This window comes from Pseudomonas sp. HMSC057H01 (assembly GCF_001836405.1).
In the GTDB taxonomy this organism is placed as follows: Bacteria; Pseudomonadota; Gammaproteobacteria; order Pseudomonadales; family Pseudomonadaceae; genus Pseudomonas; species Pseudomonas aeruginosa.
Genome location: NZ_KV828454.1, coordinates 1 through 18,304 on the forward strand (window position 1 = coordinate 1; position 18,304 = coordinate 18,304).

Here is an 18,304-nt window from a genome sequence, read left to right on the forward strand (position 1 = left end):
GCCGCGCGGCAGCTCGGCCACGCCGACGGCGGCGCGGGCGTGGCCGCCGCGCGCGCCGAGCACCTCGTCGAAATACTCGCTGGCGGCATCGATCACCGCCGGCTGCTGGACGAAACCCGCCGCGCTGGCGACGTAGCCGGTCACCTTGAGCAGCCGCTCGACCCGTTGCAGGCCGCCCAGCGCCTCCTCCAGCGCCAGCAGGCAGCGCGCCGCGCAGAGCCGGGCGGCCTGGCGGGCCTGTTCCAGGTCGAGTTCGCTGCCGACCTTGCCGGTCCAGCGCAGCTCGCCGTGCTGGCACGGCAACTGGCCGCTGACGTAGGCGATGCCGGCGTGGAGCACCACCGGCTGGTAGGCGCCGCCGGCGACGATGGCCGGAGCGGGGGATGTCTGCATGGTCCTGTCCTCGTGGCGGACCCGCCCGGCCACGATGCTCGGGCGGGTCGATGGCTGGAAAAGCGCGACCTCACTACTGTGGGCCGGTTTTCCCGGTCTGTTTTGCGGGAGTCGACGAGCTGCTTGCCAAATCGGCAAAACAAACCGAACTTTAGCCTTGCAACAGGCACCGCCGCGCGAAGTAGACTGAAAACGCCCGACCGTTGAGGAACGCGCAACGATGATCGACCTGGTGATGCTCAAGGACTTCCTCGTCCTCTGTCGGATCAAGAGCTTCAGCCGTGCGGCGCAGGAGTGCCATGTCTCCGTGTCCGGGCTCAGCCGGCGTATCCAGACCCTGGAACAGTGGCTCGGTGCACCGGTGTTCGAGCGCCACAAGCACGCCCTCGAACTGACCGAGGCCGGCCGCCAGCTGCAAGGCGTGGCGCAGGACGCGGTGCGCGCCCTGGACAACCTGCGCCAGTCGATCCGCGAGCGCGACGAGGACGCCCAGCGGCGCATCCGTTTCTGCGCCCCGCACATCCTCTCCTCGGTGTTCTTCCCGCACTGGATTCCGCGCCTGCAGGCGGACTTCCGCAGCGCCAAGTTCAGCGTCGACTGCGATTACCTGCCGCAATGCCTGTCGCGCCTGCGCGGCGGCTCGGTGGACTACGTGGTGGCGTTGCTCGACGAAGGCGAGGCGGTGTCGCGCCGCCTGGGCATCGACAGCGAAGCCGAGTTCCAGCGCCTGGAGCTTGGCCACGAACAACTGGTGGCGGTCTGCGCGCCGGACGCCGCCGGCCAGCCGTTGTTCAACCTCGACCGCCTGCAGACCGAAGCGCTATCGTTCCTCGGCTACTCCGAGGAATGCCACCTGGGCTGGGCCCTGGAACCGCTGCTGCGCGACAGCGGCCTGTTCCTCCAGCGCCATCACAGTTCCAGCCAGACCGAGGGGCTGCGCTTCTTCGCCCAGTCGCGCCTGGGCGTCGCCTGGCTGCCGCATACCCTGGTCCGCGAGGACCTCGCCAGCCGTCGCCTGGTGCGCGCCGGCGGCCAGCGCTTCGACGTACCGCTGCGCTACACCCTGATCCGTCGCCGCCTGCCGCTACCCGGCGAGGCCGAACGCCTGTGGACCTTCCTCGGCGAGCTGGCGCGCCCGGCGCCGCGCTACGCGGTGGTCGGCGCGGCCTCCTGAGCCGCCGTCTCGGCCAGCAGGGCGCGGCGGAATTCACCGACCAGGTCGTCCTGCGCCGAACCGCTGCGGCTGACCATCACCAGCTCGCGCTGGAATTCCAGCGCGCCCAGTTCGATCACCCGTACCCGCGCCGGCTCGCGTAGCCACAGCCCGGCCCGGGGCAGCAGCGCCACGCCGAGACCGTTCTCCACCATCCGCGCGATCGCGTCGATCTCGTCCAGCTCCATCACCTGGCGCGGCCTGAGCTGCTGCGCCTCGAGGAAATCGCCCACCAGGCGACCGCCGAAGGACACATGGTCGTAGCGGATGAACGGTTGCGTGCGCAGCAATTCCAGCGCATCCGTCGCGGTGCATTGCGGCGGCGCGATCAGCACGAACGGCTGGCGCTCGACCCGTTGCGCAGAGAGCCCGCGCGGCAGGTTGAACGGCGGGCGGATGAGGATCGCCAGGTCCAGTTCGGCGGCGTCCACCTGGTCCAGCAGGTGTAGCGAGACGCCCGGCACCACCTGCGGCTCGATGTGCGGCGCCTGTTCGGCGAGGCGCTTGAGCACCTCCGGCAGCAGCCCGGTCTGCGCCGTGTTCACCGCACCGATGCGCAGGCGTCCGCGCGGGCTGTCGCCCTGGCCGATGCCGTCGAACAGCGCGAGGATCTGCTCGGCCGTACGCACCGCCTGCCGCCCGGCCTCGTTCAGGTGCGCCGCGCGCGGCGTGCGCTTGAACAACTCGACGCCGACGCTGCGTTCCAGCGCGCGTATCTGCGCGCTCACCGCCGACTGCGTCAGCCCCACCTGTTCCCCCGCCGCGGCGAAGGAGCCCCGGCGCGCCACGGCGACCAGGGTGCGGAGTTCGCGGATCATCCAAGCCTCGAAAAAAGTATTGCTCAGGCGAAATATTATGCGCTTTCCATCGAAATCGGCACGGCAAATAATCCCGGCACACCCACAGAGGAACCGCGCCATGAGCCTGATGCCCTTCCACCTCGCCATCCCCGTCCACGACCTGCCGGCCGCCCGGCGCTTTTACGGCGAGGTCTTCGGCCTGAGCGAAGGCCGCTCCGCCGAGCACTGGGTCGACTTCGACTTCTTCGGCCACCAGTTGGTCATCCACCAGCATCCGCAGACCGATTCCCAGCGCCACGCCGGCAGCAACCCGGTGGACGGTCACGACGTGCCGGTGCCGCACTTCGGCGTGGTCCTCGCATGGGACGACTGGCACGCCCTGGCCGAACGCCTGAAGCAGCGCGGCACCCACTTCGTGATCGAGCCCTACATCCGCTTCAAGGGCCAGGTCGGCGAGCAGGCCACGCTGTTCCTCTTCGACCCCTGCGGCAACGCGCTGGAGTTCAAGAGCTTCCGCGACATGGACCAGTTGTTCGCCAAGTGAGATTGCCGGCGCTCCGCCTGGAGGCTGCGCTTACTGCGCGCAGTCCGTGCAGAACTCCAGCGCCGCGCAGCTGGACTGCTCATCCGACAGGTTCGACGTCGCGCACTCTTTCTTGCGCACCACGCTACCCAGCGGCGCCAGCTTGAACCGCTCCGGCGGCGGGCTGGCCGGCTTTGCGCTTGTCGTCCCGTCGAGGTCGGGCTTGAAGGCGTGTTCAAGGTCGCCCAGGCGTTCGTCCAGGGTGGCGGAGGAGGCGAGGGCGGGCGTCAGGGCCAGGATGAGCAGGAGAACGCGGTAGGGCATGGGGTTTCCGGTGTGGGTGGCGATGCGCTGGAGCCGGGCACGGCATCCCCGCATGACGAGGAATCGAAGCGGCCATTCAAGGCGATTGCGTGTTGGCGCTGGGATGCGCTCGCTCTCTGTTTGGCATTTTGTGAAGCGCTTCACGCCTTGCCCGAGCGGCGCCTTGGCCGGGTAAAACCGTCACCGCACAGTCCCCTTCCACCTTCATCCCCCTGCGACGCACCTCGCAATGCAACCAGCATCCCGGCTGCGCCACCCTCTACCTGGACTGCAGCGCAGCCAGCGAAGACCTGTTCGACACCGCCCGCCGCCGGCTGGAGTCGGCGATCGGAACGCTGAGCGTCCTCGACCTGCTCGACGAAACCGAAGACCGGCGAAAGCACCGCCGCATCACCGGCTCCTTGCTGTCGCTGTTCGAGGCGGAATACGCACGCAGACACCGATAACCGACGGAGGCGGTGCCCCCCGGCGAGGCCGGGGGGTTAGAGGAGTCTCTATGTGAGCCGGTATGTTCATTGAGCCGAATTCACACAGGCCTTAACTATGAGCGTCTGTGCCGTACTATCCGCCTTGTCTGGCTAGGCTGTTGTGGTGAATTGGGCATGCCTCTTCGCTACATGCCTAACGATCTCAAGTAGGTATAGGTTTCTAGTAGAGGGGCATTGCTCCCGCTCTTTGCCAGGTTCGATTTTGGGCAGGTGCCTGATAGGCTGTCGCTCAACCATCATGAAAGGACTCTGCAGCTATGCCCGCCGTTATCGCTGAGAATGATGTGTCGATCTGGGACGACGAAACTGGAGCTGTCTACCACTACCCAAGGCGATACAGCGCCATCCTTAAGCCAGGGGTGCAGGTGGTTTACTACAAGGGCAAGCTGACAGATAAGTCCTTTGCTGATCAGCGCCTCAGTGCTCAGCCGCATTACTTTGGTATTGCGCGTATCGGCAAGGTTTACCCTGACCCTGAAAGCTCGAAAGGTGATCTCTTCGCGTTGATCGAGAGTTTTCAGCCATTTGAGCAGGCAGTCCTGGCAAAAGAAGGGAATAGCTACCTAGAGCCCATTCCGCCATCGAAGGCCAGCAACTACTGGCGTAGTGGTGTCCGGGAGATTGGACAGGTCACCTTTGATAGCATCCTGGCAAGGGCCGAGATTAAGCCTTTGCAGGTTGCCGAGAGTTGGGGCGATAGAGCTTTGGGGGGCTTTGAGTCTCGCACCGAGGGCAGTCTGTCCACCTACTACGGGGTCCGCTACGAGCGTGACCCAACGCTGCGTCTCCAGGCAATTGCGATTCATGGTGTAGCTTGCAAGGCGTGCGGTTTTGATTTCGGAAAGGCATACGGCGAGTACGCGAAGGGTTTTATCCACGTTCACCACACGCAGCCCATTTCTGAGTTCGAAGCCCCCAAAGCCGTGAACCCTGAAACTGACCTGGTGCCCCTCTGTGCAAATTGCCATGCAGTTGTTCATCGCAGGCGTGATCGAACTCTTAGCGTCGATGAGCTGAAGGGGCTTGTTCGTGGGAGGTGGGTTTGCGCGGAGGCTGATGTAGTCGTTTAGGTAAGGAAAAAGAAGGAAAAAGGGGACATATTTATTTTTCTGTCAGGCTCGCCTCATAGGGAGTGTAGCCTTGGCGAGCACTTTTGATCCCAGAAAACGTAAGCCCCTACGGGCGCTCCGGCAGTGAGTTCGTCGCGTCCAAGCATGGCTCAGTGTTGAGCAATTTGTCGCGCCAGCGGGGGAGTTCGCTGTCTTCCACATCCAGCCGTTTCAGCCATTGATCGGCCGCCCAGCCCACCAGCCGCAATTCGCCGTCGTGGGAGCCGCCGTGTAGCGAGCCGACGGTTTCATAGCGAATGCCTTTGAGCGCGTGGTTCAGCAGCACATACGGAGCGGGTCTGGAGTCTTCCGCATCACCCGCGATATAGGGATAGGCACCGGCCTGGATTACCACGCCATCGCCGTAGCGGTAGAAGGCAAAGTGGCTGGAGGGCAGTTGCGCACGCAGGGCATCGAGCCCGCCGGCCAGCGCCAGGCGCTCGTTGTTCAGGAGGGTTAGCCAACTGACAGTTTTGATTCTTGTAGGTTTGAACTCGGGAGTATTGGCCAGCAGACAAGCCGTCCCTACATCCAAACCCGGCATACGCGCCGCCATAAAGGCTTCGGAGGGCTCGTCATTGTCCCAACTGGTCGGCGAGAGATTGTAGGCATGCCCCGCATACCCCTGCTCCGGCTCTAGTCGCCGTGCGAAGTCAATAAACAGCTGTAGGAAATCCAATGGCTGCCGCTCTTGATATAGCAGAGGTACGGAGAACTCCAGAACACTAAGATCATGCCCCATTTTGGCTTGCCAGCTCCGCTTGCCGTAAATATCAAACAGCCAGGCGCCTGCATCGCGGGATTTCTTGCCGCTGGTGTAGCAGAAGCTGAGATGATCGTCTTCATCCATTGCCCCCATCATCTCGCGCAGTGGTTGGGTGTCACGGTATGCGGTCAGTGGCTTTCCTTGTGCAGGCTCTTCACGCCAGAGCCAGGTGAGGTGAGGCTCTGCTAGGCGCTTGAACTCATCGAAGCATTGGCATAATGACTCACGTACCAGTGGGGTATGGGCCTCTTTGAAGTAGAGAGTACCGCGTAGGCAAAGCACGGCACCGATATAGTCTTCGGGGCCGCCCTTCATCAACAGGTTGCCGGCTATTTCCAGTAGATGGGGTTGCTTGGCTAACTCTGCAGCCAGATCGAATGGCTGTTCCATGGGCTTTTCCTCTTGATCAATAGGCGGGAATCATCGGGCGAGGGGAACGGCCTCGGGTCAAGACGAACATCACTCCACCTGCGATGGCGACGGCCCACCCTGCTTGCTCTACTGGCACCTTGGATCGTTGATTTTCCTGGCCACAGTCGCAGTCGGAGGGTTTCATTTCAACAATCTTGTTCTTGTTGCCGGCAATCGCTGCATAATCCTCAAGTTGTTCCCTATTATGTGGGTCAGGCGGAAACTTCATCTCCACCACCTGTTTGATATTGTCCTGGGTTGGCGGCCTGTTGGGATTCTGAACGATGATCACGTCGGGCCTGCGAATCATTCCTTTCCCTGGCTTGAACGGCGGATGCTCCGGATCTTCATCCCAATACTTGCTGATCCATCCCGGTATCCAGCCATGTGGACTGTTACCGGTCTGGCTATCGAGAATCGGCTGCGGTGGGTTCTTGGTCATGTCGTAGCTGACCTCGGGCTTGTAGGGGCTGCGTCCCTGGAGAACTTCGTCCAACTCTCCCAGCCGCTGTGCCACGCACGCCTGCTTGAGGCTTTTGCCATCCTGGCTGAGGTTGGGCGTGCTGCTGCAATGGCAGACCGCCGAGCACAGCACCTTCTTGTCCTGCGGATCGAGCCTGGATTCCAGGGTGCCGACGGGGTTGGTCCTGCCTTCGGGGCTCATGCCTCCCCGGGACAGGCTGGGCTGGTCGCTCATGCGTCGCCCCTCTGCACCAGGTCGATGTAGAGGGTCTCCGCGGTGGGGCGCTCGATCCAGGAGGTCATGCCGTCGGCATCCGTGGTGTCGAACGCATTCCAGCCGCCACTCGACCAGACCCTGACCCGGCGTCCGGCGACGGGCTTGCCCGTTTCGTGGTCGATGAGCTGGAAGCGCCCGGAACAGGGCACGCTGTTGCGGTTAAGGGGAAGGGCGGGAGCGCGCGGGGCGGGCGTGAAGACGTCGCCGATGAGTACCGTCCCCGAGCCGCCGATCACCACGTTGCCGTGCGCCCCGATACTACCCAGCGTCACCGCCGGTAGGCCGTTGATGAGTACCGTCGACGAAACGGCTGAGATCATCGGGCTTCCGCAGGCTGAGGTGTCGCCTTGCCGTGCTGCCGGCAGGCCGTCGAAAACGACGTCGGGAGAGCCCTGGACGATGGGGTTGCTGCCATGCCCTGGCACTGGGCAGGTCGTTGGATCGGTGACGCGGGCGGCGGGTTTTCCACTCATGTGCGGGTCCTTGCATCAGTGAGATGTGCTGGCCGTTCTGGCGGCCAATTCGGGATTGAACGAGTCGGCACCTATCGCCAGCGGAAGAAACGCAGAAGGGGACTTCTCCTTGTCCCACCTCCCGGCATTGGTTTCTTCTCCGGCCCGCCGAGGACCGTAGCGAGGTGCGCCGGTCAGTCTTGAGGGTGCGACGCGGAAGCGCCGGCTACCTGCAGCGCTGCAACTTCCAGCCGGGCGTCGCGGCGGGTCTGCTCCGTATGGCCCTGGATGATGCCGGGAATCAGGAAGGCATCGACGATCCACCAGATGCCGGTAATGATCAGGGGGAACAGGGTGAAACAACCGATCAGCGTGATGATCAGTTGGGTAACCGCCGTGCCGGTTTTCCCCAGGTAGAAGCGGTGTGCGCCGAAACCGCCCAGGAAGAACCACAGAAGATAGGCGGTGCCGGTGGATTTCTGGGCGTTGGAAACTTTCTGCTCCACGAGCATTTCAGACTGTAGTGACATGAGTTTTCCCACTGATCCATGCGGAAGACATGGTGGGAATTGAAACGTTGCCAACGGTGTTTTTTCAAGCGTCCAGTCTGAGGATGTTTTTGATTTGTAGTTTTATTGCGGGGCTCTGGAAGAGTCGGCCAGGAGTCGGAACTCCTGGACTTCGTAGAAGTGCTTAAAACAAACTGGCGAGTGGCTGGAGTTTATTGGCGAAAGGCGTCCGGCCGGGCGCCTTTCGCTTTTGTCCGTTAACTTCATAGTGGCGTGGTTTCGAACTTTATCTTTTGATAGTTCTCGAAAATGAACCTGTCTTCCGGCGACAGGGCCGTTTCGTCGAAGGGCAGGATCGCGCCGTCATGCATGACCTTGTAGTCGCGAGAGGTGATTTTCGTCTCCGCCGTGGTGAATGTACTCATGAAGCGCTTATGGGCATCCCCCTGGAACTCCTTCCTGTGCTGGAGGAAGTAGGCGAAGTCCATGTGCCCAACCATGAAGACGATGTTCCAGTCCTTCCTGGCGGCTATGTCCCATTTCCACATGGCGGAGAGTTTCCGCCTAATGGCCTGGTCGGACTCCCTCAGGGCCTTCTTGAGACAGTCGAAGGCGTAGGTACTGTCTATGTCGAATTCGCAGATGGTCAGGTAGTTCACGAACTTTTCGCCGAAGACACAACTGGAGCCGAGGGTGAAAATCTCGTATCCCGGGTAATACCTGCGAAAGAAATCAAGTTCCGTCAGGAACCAGTCTTCCAGTGCGGGTCGGCTGCTCTTTCCGTAGACGTTCTTGACGATGTCTGGCGTATATTCGAACCCTTCGCTGGTGCAGGTCAGAACGTTCTTCTCATCTTTGGCGATGACTATCCTGTTTTTTGCTCCTTTCGGTTCCTTTTTCATTTTTCTTGTCCTTCGAGCGTCTGTGGAGGCCGGTTTATCGTGTTTTGGAATCTCTGTTTTAGGTTTCGCTTTCCAGGGATATAAGACGCCTGCTTACCCTGGTAGTGAGTGTCTAGCTCAAATTCTTTTTCTGTGCTTGACGAAAAGTATGCGTCGGTTTCTCGGAGGCTCGTTTTCTTGGACGGGGAGTTTCGAACCTGAATCCATGAATGTTTTCCTGCCAGCGTTCCAGAGCCTTGTTGGCGGCGGAATCGAACGGTCTCATTAACAGATTCGGGAAATATCATTCCGCGCGTCCGCAGCCAAAAGAGCGGGCTGGCGAAGCTCGCCGGGTGTCGGTCACGGTAGGGGAGGGAGCAGCAAGGCGAGCCGGCAACAGGAAAGGCCCGGCGCTGGAGGAGCAGGCAAGGGACTGGGCAAAGAAAAAGCCCCTGAAATTCACTAGGAAAATCAGGGGCTTATCGTTTGCGTTTGGTGGAGCCGGGGGGATTTGACCCCGTTTCTGGCTTGACTATTGATGGCCATTATTGGCTAACGCCGCAGAAATAGGGGCATTCAGAAGGGCCGTACAGGCCATTAGTAACAAGTATCGGCAAGTTAATTCGACACTTTTTCGGCAGGCAACTAGCATTCATCTATCTGGAATTTTTCATAAAGACTGAATTTCGAAAAGCCATTAATACTTAGAAAGTAGCGGTAGCGTCTAACTGAGCTTTACTCAACTGTCCAGCTGGGATATTAGCGTAATGGAAATTCCTTCTGTATAAAGAAGCACTATGGCTTCAATAGAAAGTCGCTCCAGAAGAAGCGTCCGCCGCTGGGCGATACTCCGATTTTTTGGGACGAAATATTTGTTCAACCTAATGGTCTCGAAAATATCTTCAGATGATCCAGTCTTTATAAATATTTCATCAGCCAGACCAAGCGCTACGACATTTGCAATTCGCTTTTCAATGGTTTCGAAAGGACGATTCTCACCTTTATTTGTTTTTACTAAAGAATCATCATCTACACCGATGATCAATGTATCGCACAGTGTTTTGCATTTTTCTAGATATATCTTATGTCCTTGGTGGAAGAGATCAAAAACTCCCGACGTATATCCTAAATCTCCTTTCAGAGTCTTGTGGGCTATGGCACTCAGCGAGTAATAGTTCAATTTCATTTTATTTTTAGCAGTCTAGTTGCGAGAAGCGCGACATCAGTAGTTCTGTAGGTCCCGAGGTAGAAGTTGATCGCGCTGCCGTTTTCGTGAATAACCTCGACTAGAGGCTGCAAGGCTTTAGAAATCGCTTCATCTCTAAGGATGCCTCCACTGCCAAGGCCAAATACCGGAATGAAAACTGAAGAAAAATTATTGGCCACGCAGTGCTTAACTACAAACTCATAAATTTTCCTATTTGCAGTGCTTTCTATAAGATTAACACCTGTGTCTCGCTTCTCGAGAGCTACAGCGTGGATGATAGACTGGATTCCGTTATGTATGGAATTATATGGAGGCGCAGCTACGCAAATCCCTAAAGAGTATGGACCTTTATGCAGCTGATTTGATTTCCAAGTCTCTCGCATTCTGAAGATGATCTATATGCAATGTGCCATCGCTATTGAACGATGCGGACAATCTTCTGATCCTTCCTGATACAGAGGTTCCGCTAATACTGCCCAGATGGAGATTGGTATTCTCGGATGTTACGACCACTTCTATTCCGGAAATTGCCATTACACTACCGCAGTAGCAGTATATTTTGGAATTCCCAACCATTGCCGGCGCGCTAATGGTTTTGCTATCGATTAAGCTCTCTTTTTGGTTTTTCGAGTATCGTTGGGAGAGCATTGCAAATAAAAATGTTAGAAGAAGAAACAAAATCCCTACAAGCAGGGAGGAGGTTTGAGTATCGCATATACTTGTTTCAATGCTAGAAACCGCCTGCTCTAATGCCTGCTGCCAGAAAGGTGTCGAGAACGCTCCTCCGCTTATTGCTAGCGAGCCAATAGCAAGCTTTTTGTATACAGTGCGAGGCTTCGCCAAGCTTTTGATTATTAGATCAAGTAGAAGAGAGAGAATTTTATAAGATCCATTTAACAGCCTATCTTTATATTTTTCCAGTGAAGCTGCATTGTCAATACGGGGTCTGGGCATATTGGTTGTGTAATGCCTTGTTTTCCCGGAGAGTTCTATTGAGTCTCAGGGTCGAGGTATATAATTCGATCAATTTCCGAAAGCGGTTTGGCGTTAGCTTTTGGCTCTCCGCCATCCAGTGTGTAATACCATATTGAGTCTCTGTCCTTGTTAAAGGCACAGCCGTCCACTCGTTCTTTGCCTTTCTCTATTACGACTTTGTGGCATGTATGTACAAAAGATAGTGCGATTTCTTCGCCATCTACTTTTGCCTTGTTGTATGAGAGAAGTGTGAGGACTATTAGGTAGGTCAGGATACACAGCCCGCTAATCTTTCCGAAAGGTACCACGAGGCATTCTATCTTTTCTGCAATCTCTAAGAACTCAGAGGAAACGTTCGTATGCTTTTTTATAGAAATCGCTACCGAGATAAATATAATAAAAGAAAGAAGGGAGATTAGGCCGATGGCAGCAACTATTAAATGGGTTGAAAATATTTCAAATGTTATTATGCCTCCGTCATAAAATATCTTATCTATCGCTGGCTGGCTGAATATTGGGTTTACCCCAAACACCCTCATGAAGGCGGAGTTCTGTGCAATCCCCGATGCATAAACACACCCAGTTACTAGGAGAGCACTGCTCAAGGGCTCAATTATTTTCATTGACGCCTCTCAGTTCAATTACATTGATTCCGTATTTGAACTTTTCAAGTGCTTCTGTCCTGGTCGCCGTCATTTCAAGCTGGAGATTGCTCTTGACCTCTCGAGTAGCTCGATCACTTTCTAGCTTCTCAAGCTCTGAGCTTTTATCATTTAACTTTCTCGCAATCCCTTTGAGTGCCGTAGATGGTTTGGCTGGTTGGAATTTATCTTTGAACATGCTGCTCGATGGGCTGTCTTCATTGATTTTGACAACGGCGGTCGCTGCATTTTTTGCATCTGAAATTGTCTTCAGCTCCGCTGCTGATAATTGCCCTGTCAACAGGAGGCATATAATAACTCCCGCTCCAACTTGAGTAATTAAGTCGTACGCTTGGGAAAGTGGAATTTTACACCACATGTCTCCTGGCGACATGAATTCAGCTTGGCAGGAAACAAAGTCCGTCTCCGAAAACATCTGCTTTTGCAGTAGAAGCAAGAGTTTTCTCGAGTCAATTTCCCCGTCCGAAACCAATTCTTTAATTAGTTTCTCTGCTAAAGATATGTTTTCGAATAGCTTGCCTACGACAAGAGAGTTAATATCTCCCTCTTTGAGTATCTTGTTCGAGAAATAGAGATGATCACCATCGGTAAAGAACGGATAAATCAGATGAAATATTTTAACCTTATGCTTGCTAAGATTTGTTACCGTCTGCTGACCACGTGTGGCTCGTCGTATGGTGTGCGGAAGATTTTTGCCATTTATCATCGGCCCCCAAATTACCCTTTTCCTGAACTTGTAACGAAGTACTGGTCCCTTGGGGATTTCATCATTTGCTCTAGGTAGTTCAATCGGCGAGTGATCAACAAAGGCTTCACTTTCACTGCAGACACCAATGTTGTAGCCGTCAGTTTCATTCTTGGTTACAATTATGTCGCCAGCTTGTATGTCATACGCAAACCTTTTAATTTGAGCAAGCAGATTTAATCCTCTCCTGTTAAGCCTTTTTGTCTCCCTTTCGGTTTTGTTGTCTACTACAAAATCATAGTAGTCCTTGTTTTTTAGCAAGACTGATCTTAATTTTCCTTCGCTGGGGACCTCACTTCCCAATCTATTTCCTAGGATTTTTTCTAGGTGATTAATTGCAATTACGCCGCCCGTCCTGAAGTTTCTTGCGTAAATTCCTGAGCTCGCTCTGATAAACCAAATCTTTTGATCTTTGTTGAGGTAAGCAACTTTAATTCCTGTATCTGCCATTTTTATGCTTCCCGCGAAAAACAATCTACTAGTTAAGGTAAAGACTGCTAGTTGCTGTGGTATTAATTTTGACTCTAATCAAGGAGGTGCTTTTTATACTCGGCCAAATATATTTATGATCTAGTAATTCTCCACAAGATTCGGTCTTCCTCTGTGCGGATTTCGGCGTAGGATTCTGATTGTGTTGCTGCCACCAGAACTGGCACTGGGATGATTTGAAGCGTTTTTCCTGCGCCACCCGTGCTTGCTCTGCCTGCACTTGGGCGAGTTGCTCAGCGCGCCGCTGTTCTCTGGCCTCTTCCTCAGCCGCTGTTCGCTGCTGCATCTCTGCCTTCGCGCGTCTGGAGTTTTGCTCGGCTTGCTGCATGGTCTGCTGCATATAGGCGGCTGCGTCGTTGAGGGCGGCCTTGATGCGCCGTTCCTGGATGTAGTCGTAGAGAAGCTTCCCGCCCCACAGGCCGCCGACGATGATGATGGCGGCCAGAATGATGGCGTGGCTGGGGTCCATGGGAGTGTGGGCGTGACGAGGTGGCGCGGCTTTGCGGCCTCGACGTTCGTTGCGATCGTCGATTTCCTCGTCCATGTCGAAGCTCAGGCTATTGAGCTGCTCGTTGATCTCGCGCTTTGCCATGCACGTTGCGTCCTTGCTTGCTAGCGGACTCAGGGTCTACGTGGGTCGATTCTAACCGGCCTGTAGGATGATGGCATCTTGAAAGTACGATAGTGCCGAAACGTGTTTTCAGCCTTGTAGCACCTCCGCCCTCTGCCATGTTGCTGCGACCAGCAACCGCAACAAGGAGCGGAGCGATGAGCTATCTCGTACTTCAGCGTCATGCCAATGAGCAGATCGTGCTGACTGCGCACCCGGATGTCAGCGATGAGGACCTGATAAGGCAAATCAGGGATCAGGGGATCGCGGTGTGTGTGACGCGCACTGGGGATGACTTGCAGGGCCACTCACTGCGCGATGCGCCTCGGCGACTGTCGAAATGCTGCAATTGGCTGCTCGATTGGGTGACCCCCTGGCGACGGCCCTGGATGCGTCTTCGTATGCGAGCTTGCGTCGGAAACGGCTGGAGGAGGGGATATCCGGGAAGACTCTGAACAACGAACTGGGCTACCTCCGCGCGGTGTTCAATGAACTGAAGGATCTGGGCCAGATCGACTACGGCAACCCGCTGGCCGGGGTGAAGCTGCTCAAGCTGCAAGAGCGCGAGCTGTCATGGCTGACTACCGAGCAGATCGGCGAGCTTCTCGACTCTATCCGCAGTCGTTGCGACAACCCGCATACCGAACTGGTGACGCTGCTCTGCCTGGCTACTGGTGCTCGATGGTCCGAGGCTGAAAAGCTTCCCGCACACCGACTCCAGGGCAACGTCGTGACCTATGCCGGAACCAAGTCTGGGAAGGTAAGGCACGTGCCGATTCCACCAGAGCTGGCTAACCGGGCGAGTGCACACTGGCGAATGCATGGCCCGTTCACGTCCTGCATTACATCCTTTCGCCGCGCCCTGGATCGCACCACGATTCAACTTCCGCAAGGGCAGGCTAGCCATGCTCTCCGGCACTCCTTTGCCAGTCACTTCATGATGAATGGCGGCAATATCCTCACGCTCCAGAAGATATTGGGGCATTCGACGCTCACGATGACAATGCGCTATGCCCATTTGTACCCAGATCACTTGCAGGACGCGATCAAATTTGGACCGCTGCGGTGTCTAGGCAGTCGGCAAATAAATTTGTCTGAAGGCTTGATATCAGAATGACACTCCCCACATCCTCTTTGACGGGATGGACCCGGCACAAGGAGCTGTCATGGCATATGATTTTTGGATTACGGGTGTGAACAAGGGTGATAAGCACATTGACTACGTGCGAGTTCAGCGAAAAAAGGTAACTGCCAATCTGGGCCCTGCCCGCATTGTGGATCGCGGGTTTGTTGCTGATCTGATTAGGGGTGGGAAAGCGACGTTTTGCACCTCTGTAAAAAACTCAGAGGGAAAATGGCAGGAGGGTGCGCGCGTGCATGTGATCGAAGAGGACTTCCTCACCACCGATCCCAATGACACCAAGCGGGACAATCTCGGCAACCTCCAAGAGTTTTGATTCTCTGTGGACATTGAGGGCTCGGAAGCTGTCGGAGCTCGACCAATTTTCGACACTATCTCCTCTTAACGAAAAAGCCCCTGAAATTCGCTAAGAAAATCAGGGGCTTATCTCTTTTCGTTTGGTGGAGCCGGGGGGATTTGAACCAGCGTCTAGTCCAGTGTTTTCGCGGCCTCCAGATCGGAAGCTGTCATAACGCTGTCATTCTGGTCGGAAACTCGGTTGGCATCCAGAGTGATGGTGTGTATAAATCGCACCTGAGCAGGATACGGTAGGCGCTTGACAGCATGGACCTGAGATGACCGACCACAATTTCACCAACACTACGATCACAGAAACAGTCGTTCTCTCCGAGCCGCTGAGTGGAAACTCTATCGCTTCTATACAGGCAATTTATCCTTTTACAGAAGCTGATTATGTGAGGCTGGATAGTCAGGGCAATGTAGTGAAAAACTGGGCGACGAGCTTTTTATTTGTAGCTATTGGCTCGGCGGTCACTCTTCTCCAAAACGTCTATAAAGACGGCCTTAATACCCCGAATGATGTTGCGTCAGGGGATGTGATAGTGTTATCAATTTTATCTCTGATTACTGCGTTGTTGTTTGTTGTTAGCGCGTTTGTGCCCAATGAGAAGAAGAAATTAATGAAGCGAATAGGGAAGTTTTTCAAAGATTCGGCAAGCCAGAATCATTTTATTAGGGGCGCAAAGTGATAACGAAAAGTAATCTTCCAAAAGGTTATATTCCTTATTCGAAGGTTAAACTTTGCAGCAATTTGCTCAGCGGCAGCACCTTCATTCTTTCGGTGGATGAAGTTCTGCCGCTCCTAGTTGGAAAAGGAAATAAACCTCAAATTTGGATACAGGCTATTGCTGATGCGGATATGAAGTCTTTTGTACCGATTGTAGAATCCTCCATCCCGCTGTTTCCGTTTGTCCGAGTCACCACTGAGTCTGGTGTCGTCCTCGTGTTTGTTAATGATCAAGTCATTATGTCCATTCGATCTGAGGTTGATGACGAAATTAATATTTTTCAGATGGACTTAAGGCCGATTGGGCTAAATATAGTCGGCGACGAAAAATCTCTTCGTTCCGGAGGCATGGAATTCAGCAACAGCACTTTTTCTGGGATGGGGACTTTTATGGGTTTTTCTTTGTAAGAGTTTCGGTAAAGTCCTGCATGTCGATGGGCCGCCACATCACTTCTGCTTTTTCGCCCGCGTTGTAGTCAGCTGATGGCATCCAGCGACCGTATATGCGTGCAATCATGGTCCAGTCACTGTGCCCCATCTGCTGCGCCACCCACATCGGATGCTCACCAGCAGACAGCATCATCGAAGCGTAGGTGTGGCGCGTCTGGTACGGCCGGCGGTAGCGCACACCAGCCTTCTTCAGCGCATACATCCAGAGCGTCTTTCGAATCGGGCCGTCACCGGCCCAGCGCTCTCCCGTCCTCGGGTTCTGAAAGACTTCCTGGTTGGCCAGGTAGGTGAATGCCTTCTGCGCCTTCAGGGCTTCCAGCGCAGGGCCGAGCAGCTTGATGCTGCGCCGGCCGGAAGTGGTCTTCGTCACCTCCGCTTTTCCCTTGGCTGCTTGGGTCATGGCGCGAGTGACATGCGCCTCGCCGCGGAGCCAGTCAATATCGCCCCACTCGAGGCCGACGAGTTCGCTGGTCCGCATCCCTGTCCAGAATGCGAACTGCACCAGGTTCCGCCCTTGACCATCGAGGGCGCTCAGGATCGCCCGCTGCTCTTCCGGCGAGAATGGGTCCACGTCGTCGACCTTGACCTCTCCCTTCCTTGCGTACGTCCAGCCGGCGAGGGGGTTGCTGTCGATCAGCTCCTCTTCCATCGCATCGCTGAGGGCCGAGCGTAGGCAGCTCTGGATATTGCTGAGCGTCTTGTTGCTCACCTTCAGGGTGTCCAGCCAATCCTTGACGGCCTTCCGCTTCAGGTCGACCACCATGACGGGCCCTAGGGCCGGCACCAGACGAAGCTCTACAATCTTCCTGTAGCCCTCGAAGGTACTACTGGAGACATGCTTGCGCTTCGACTCAAGCCATCGGCCAAGGAATCCCGCAACCGTCTCGCGTGACGCCTCAGGCGCAAACTTGGCGGCGCGCGGAGATCCAGGAAATGTCACCGAGTAGTCGAAGGTACCGGCGGCGATCGCATGTTCGATAGCCGCCTTGTGCTGCTCTGCTCGCTTCAGGTTAGTGGCGGTGGGCTTGAGCGAGATGCGCTCCCGGCACCTGACGCCGCGATACATGAACGTGATTTCGATACTCGAATCAGAGACCGCCCTGACTCCCCGCCCATCTCTACCCATGCTTCATACCCCTCTACATCAATAAGCGTCCGGCCATCCGGTGCTTTTTTCCATATCTCGCCGAAGCGCCAGACTCCGTCGCGGATCTTCGAGCGCACGGCGTCTTCGGTGTAGCCAGACTCGCTGGCGAATTTTTTAACAGTCAGGTAGCGCATTCCTGAGGCCTAGGCTTGAATGCAAGCCCCTCCCAGCGGCCGGATGGGCCGCGAATCTCGCAGCGCCGAACGTAGGCCCGGCGTTTCTTACTGTCGAACAGTGCCTGGCAGGCATCCATTTGCTCACCGTCGTTTGTCATTGCCAGCAGTCTGGCGCGGTCACCACTGTTGACGAAGACAAAGCCGTCTTTGACCTTCCCGAATCCACTGGTCCGGTATAAGGCCCAGCGCGCCCCTCCTTTCTTGCCGCCCTTTGACCCTTCGGTCAGGTAGAACGCAAACTCTCCCCTCATCACGCGAAGCAGAGTTCTAGCCATGGCGACCCCCACCATCTTTCGCCACTACCGAATACGCCTCCGGCTTTCGCTCAACCGTGCGGATCGATCCGTCCTGGCTGTGGACGGTGAGTGCCGGTCGCCGAATCTGCACCGTTCCATCTGACGCCGTCTCCTGCCGCGGGGCGCCGTAGAAAGGGCCATCCGGGGCGAATGGGTCAGGGATGGCCGACGGGTTTTCAAGCAAGAACTTCTGAAACAGGTTATGGACCGCTGCGGTAAGTGGCCCCGTGTTCCCTCGGTTGGAACGGCCACTCTTGTGGTCCGCGCTGTCCTCGAACTCCCCACCAATCCAGAGCAGGCCGCCAACGACTCCGGCGTCGCCCGCGCAGACCTCGGCAGCCTCGGCACGGTGGGCATGATTCACCCCCAGGAGATCGCACAGGTCGTCGAATGACAGAGCCTGCTCGATCATGGCTGAGTTTCCGATAAGCCAAGCACCGCACTCCTCCATGGCTTGCGCCGCAACTCTGGCCCGCTCCCGATATGCCATCCGCTCGCGCTCCAGCGCCTGCTCGGTGAACGGCATGCCCTTGAGAAGTCGTCGCCATTTCTGGCGATGCTCTGCGAAGCTGGCGTCGCGATCGGCGTGCACTGCCCGGATGAACATCCGGAGGGCTGCTATACGGACACGCAGGTTACGGCTGCTGTCGACGCCGAGGTCGATCAGCCGATGCATCGTTGCGCCCTTCATGCCCGACTCTCCTTGTTCGTGTCGCAGATCCGCAGGTCGAC

The 18,304-nt window shown here is 56.2% G+C and carries 24 protein-coding genes; 8 read left to right on the forward strand and 16 right to left on the reverse strand.

Annotated elements, in window-relative coordinates:
* The coding region (locus tag HMPREF2581_RS12290; protein ID WP_070867339.1) for a RidA family protein at nucleotides 1-393 on the reverse strand (393 nt) is incomplete at its 3' end.
* Between the two features lie 220 nt (nucleotides 394-613).
* Between HMPREF2581_RS12290 and HMPREF2581_RS12295 the strand changes: the two genes are divergently transcribed.
* Nucleotides 614-1,567: a LysR family transcriptional regulator gene (locus HMPREF2581_RS12295; RefSeq protein WP_003140893.1), complete on the forward strand. Its 954-nt coding sequence runs from the start codon at nucleotides 614-616 to the stop codon at nucleotides 1,565-1,567.
* Here HMPREF2581_RS12295 and HMPREF2581_RS12300 read toward each other — a convergent pair.
* Nucleotides 1,540-2,424, reverse strand: a complete 885-nt coding sequence (locus HMPREF2581_RS12300; RefSeq protein ID WP_003140892.1) for a LysR family transcriptional regulator — start codon at nucleotides 2,422-2,424, stop codon at nucleotides 1,540-1,542. The genes HMPREF2581_RS12295 and HMPREF2581_RS12300 overlap by 28 nt on opposite strands.
* 100 nt (nucleotides 2,425-2,524) lie before the next feature.
* Between HMPREF2581_RS12300 and HMPREF2581_RS12305 the strand changes: the two genes are divergently transcribed.
* Entirely contained in the window at nucleotides 2,525-2,950 is a 426-nt protein-coding gene (locus HMPREF2581_RS12305) for a VOC family protein (protein ID WP_003140891.1), read from the forward strand.
* Nucleotides 2,951-2,980: 30 nt separating this feature from the next.
* On the opposite strand, the gene HMPREF2581_RS12310 is transcribed toward HMPREF2581_RS12305, so the two are convergent.
* Entirely contained in the window at nucleotides 2,981-3,253 is a 273-nt protein-coding gene (locus HMPREF2581_RS12310) for a hypothetical protein (RefSeq protein ID WP_003140890.1), read from the reverse strand.
* 206 nt (nucleotides 3,254-3,459) lie between these two features.
* Here HMPREF2581_RS12310 and HMPREF2581_RS12315 point away from each other — a divergent pair, with 206 nt between their 5' ends.
* Both HMPREF2581_RS12315 and HMPREF2581_RS12320 read left to right on the forward strand, forming a co-directional pair.
* A complete protein-coding gene (locus HMPREF2581_RS12315) occupies nucleotides 3,460-3,699 on the forward strand; it encodes a hypothetical protein (protein ID WP_044060930.1) in 240 nt (79 codons plus the stop codon).
* 299 nt (nucleotides 3,700-3,998) lie between these two features.
* Entirely contained in the window at nucleotides 3,999-4,811 is an 813-nt protein-coding gene (locus tag HMPREF2581_RS12320) for an HNH endonuclease (RefSeq protein WP_003114208.1), read from the forward strand.
* Between the two features lie 106 nt (nucleotides 4,812-4,917).
* Here the strand turns inward: HMPREF2581_RS12320 and HMPREF2581_RS12325 are convergent, their stop codons facing one another.
* The 10 genes from HMPREF2581_RS12325 to HMPREF2581_RS12350 all read right to left on the reverse strand — a co-directional run bounded on the left by HMPREF2581_RS12325 (nucleotide 4,918) and on the right by HMPREF2581_RS12350 (nucleotide 13,278).
* Nucleotides 4,918-6,006, reverse strand: coding sequence for a DUF3396 domain-containing protein (locus HMPREF2581_RS12325; protein WP_003140888.1), 1,089 nt, complete (start codon nucleotides 6,004-6,006; stop codon nucleotides 4,918-4,920).
* 16 nt (nucleotides 6,007-6,022) lie between these two features.
* Nucleotides 6,023-6,724: a VRR-NUC domain-containing protein gene (locus tag HMPREF2581_RS12330; protein WP_003111822.1), complete on the reverse strand. Its 702-nt coding sequence runs from the start codon at nucleotides 6,722-6,724 to the stop codon at nucleotides 6,023-6,025.
* Nucleotides 6,721-7,239: a PAAR domain-containing protein gene (locus tag HMPREF2581_RS12335; protein ID WP_003140886.1), complete on the reverse strand. Its 519-nt coding sequence runs from the start codon at nucleotides 7,237-7,239 to the stop codon at nucleotides 6,721-6,723. The genes HMPREF2581_RS12330 and HMPREF2581_RS12335 overlap by 4 nt, the downstream gene beginning before the upstream one ends.
* Before the next feature lie 173 nt (nucleotides 7,240-7,412).
* Nucleotides 7,413-7,748 carry a TM2 domain-containing protein gene (locus tag HMPREF2581_RS12340; RefSeq protein ID WP_003140884.1) on the reverse strand — a complete coding sequence of 112 codons (336 nt, stop codon included), beginning with the start codon at nucleotides 7,746-7,748 and terminating at the stop codon, nucleotides 7,413-7,415.
* A gap of 242 nt (nucleotides 7,749-7,990) precedes the next feature.
* Nucleotides 7,991-8,629, reverse strand: coding sequence for a hypothetical protein (locus HMPREF2581_RS12345; protein WP_003140882.1), 639 nt, complete (start codon nucleotides 8,627-8,629; stop codon nucleotides 7,991-7,993).
* Between the two features lie 718 nt (nucleotides 8,630-9,347).
* Nucleotides 9,348-9,794: an adenylyltransferase/cytidyltransferase family protein gene (locus HMPREF2581_RS31985; protein WP_071535534.1), complete on the reverse strand. Its 447-nt coding sequence runs from the start codon at nucleotides 9,792-9,794 to the stop codon at nucleotides 9,348-9,350.
* A 369-nt stretch (nucleotides 9,795-10,163) separates the two neighbouring features.
* Nucleotides 10,164-10,769 carry a hypothetical protein gene (locus HMPREF2581_RS31990; RefSeq protein WP_003140881.1) on the reverse strand — a complete coding sequence of 202 codons (606 nt, stop codon included), beginning with the start codon at nucleotides 10,767-10,769 and terminating at the stop codon, nucleotides 10,164-10,166.
* A gap of 35 nt (nucleotides 10,770-10,804) precedes the next feature.
* Nucleotides 10,805-11,413: a hypothetical protein gene (locus HMPREF2581_RS31995; RefSeq protein ID WP_003140879.1), complete on the reverse strand. Its 609-nt coding sequence runs from the start codon at nucleotides 11,411-11,413 to the stop codon at nucleotides 10,805-10,807.
* Nucleotides 11,400-12,647 (reverse strand): hypothetical protein, encoded by a 1,248-nt coding sequence (locus HMPREF2581_RS32000; protein WP_016254111.1) that lies wholly within the window; start codon nucleotides 12,645-12,647, stop codon nucleotides 11,400-11,402. The genes HMPREF2581_RS31995 and HMPREF2581_RS32000 overlap by 14 nt, the downstream gene beginning before the upstream one ends.
* Before the next feature lie 28 nt (nucleotides 12,648-12,675).
* Nucleotides 12,676-13,278, reverse strand: coding sequence for a hypothetical protein (locus HMPREF2581_RS12350; protein WP_003140873.1), 603 nt, complete (start codon nucleotides 13,276-13,278; stop codon nucleotides 12,676-12,678).
* 358 nt (nucleotides 13,279-13,636) lie between these two features.
* On the opposite strand from HMPREF2581_RS12350, the gene HMPREF2581_RS12355 reads away from it, so the two are divergent.
* The 4 genes from HMPREF2581_RS12355 to HMPREF2581_RS32940 all read left to right on the forward strand — a co-directional run bounded on the left by HMPREF2581_RS12355 (nucleotide 13,637) and on the right by HMPREF2581_RS32940 (nucleotide 15,911).
* Nucleotides 13,637-14,413 carry a phage integrase gene (locus tag HMPREF2581_RS12355; RefSeq protein WP_003140870.1) on the forward strand — a complete coding sequence of 259 codons (777 nt, stop codon included), beginning with the start codon at nucleotides 13,637-13,639 and terminating at the stop codon, nucleotides 14,411-14,413.
* 49 nt (nucleotides 14,414-14,462) lie between these two features.
* Complete coding sequence (locus HMPREF2581_RS12360; protein WP_016254112.1) at nucleotides 14,463-14,753, forward strand: DUF3892 domain-containing protein; 291 nt, start codon at nucleotides 14,463-14,465, stop codon at nucleotides 14,751-14,753.
* Nucleotides 14,754-15,051: 298 nt separating this feature from the next.
* Nucleotides 15,052-15,465, forward strand: a complete 414-nt coding sequence (locus HMPREF2581_RS32935; RefSeq protein WP_124186856.1) for a hypothetical protein — start codon at nucleotides 15,052-15,054, stop codon at nucleotides 15,463-15,465.
* Nucleotides 15,462-15,911: a hypothetical protein gene (locus tag HMPREF2581_RS32940; protein ID WP_071535537.1), complete on the forward strand. Its 450-nt coding sequence runs from the start codon at nucleotides 15,462-15,464 to the stop codon at nucleotides 15,909-15,911. Before HMPREF2581_RS32935 ends, HMPREF2581_RS32940 begins: the two co-directional genes overlap by 4 nt.
* Here the strand turns inward: HMPREF2581_RS32940 and HMPREF2581_RS12365 are convergent.
* The 3 genes from HMPREF2581_RS12365 to HMPREF2581_RS12375 form a co-directional block, all read right to left on the reverse strand.
* The gene (locus tag HMPREF2581_RS12365; protein ID WP_031632612.1) at nucleotides 15,892-17,019 is read right to left on the reverse strand and encodes a tyrosine-type recombinase/integrase; all 1,128 of its coding nucleotides are present in this window, start codon (nucleotides 17,017-17,019) and stop codon (nucleotides 15,892-15,894) included. The genes HMPREF2581_RS32940 and HMPREF2581_RS12365 overlap by 20 nt on opposite strands.
* A 202-nt stretch (nucleotides 17,020-17,221) precedes the next feature.
* Nucleotides 17,222-17,551, reverse strand: a complete 330-nt coding sequence (locus HMPREF2581_RS12370; RefSeq protein ID WP_023121756.1) for a hypothetical protein — start codon at nucleotides 17,549-17,551, stop codon at nucleotides 17,222-17,224.
* Nucleotides 17,544-18,304, reverse strand: a 761-nt coding sequence (locus HMPREF2581_RS12375) for a hypothetical protein (RefSeq protein WP_256565201.1), incomplete at its 5' end; no start/stop codon positions are given. The genes HMPREF2581_RS12375 and HMPREF2581_RS12370, both read right to left, overlap by 8 nt.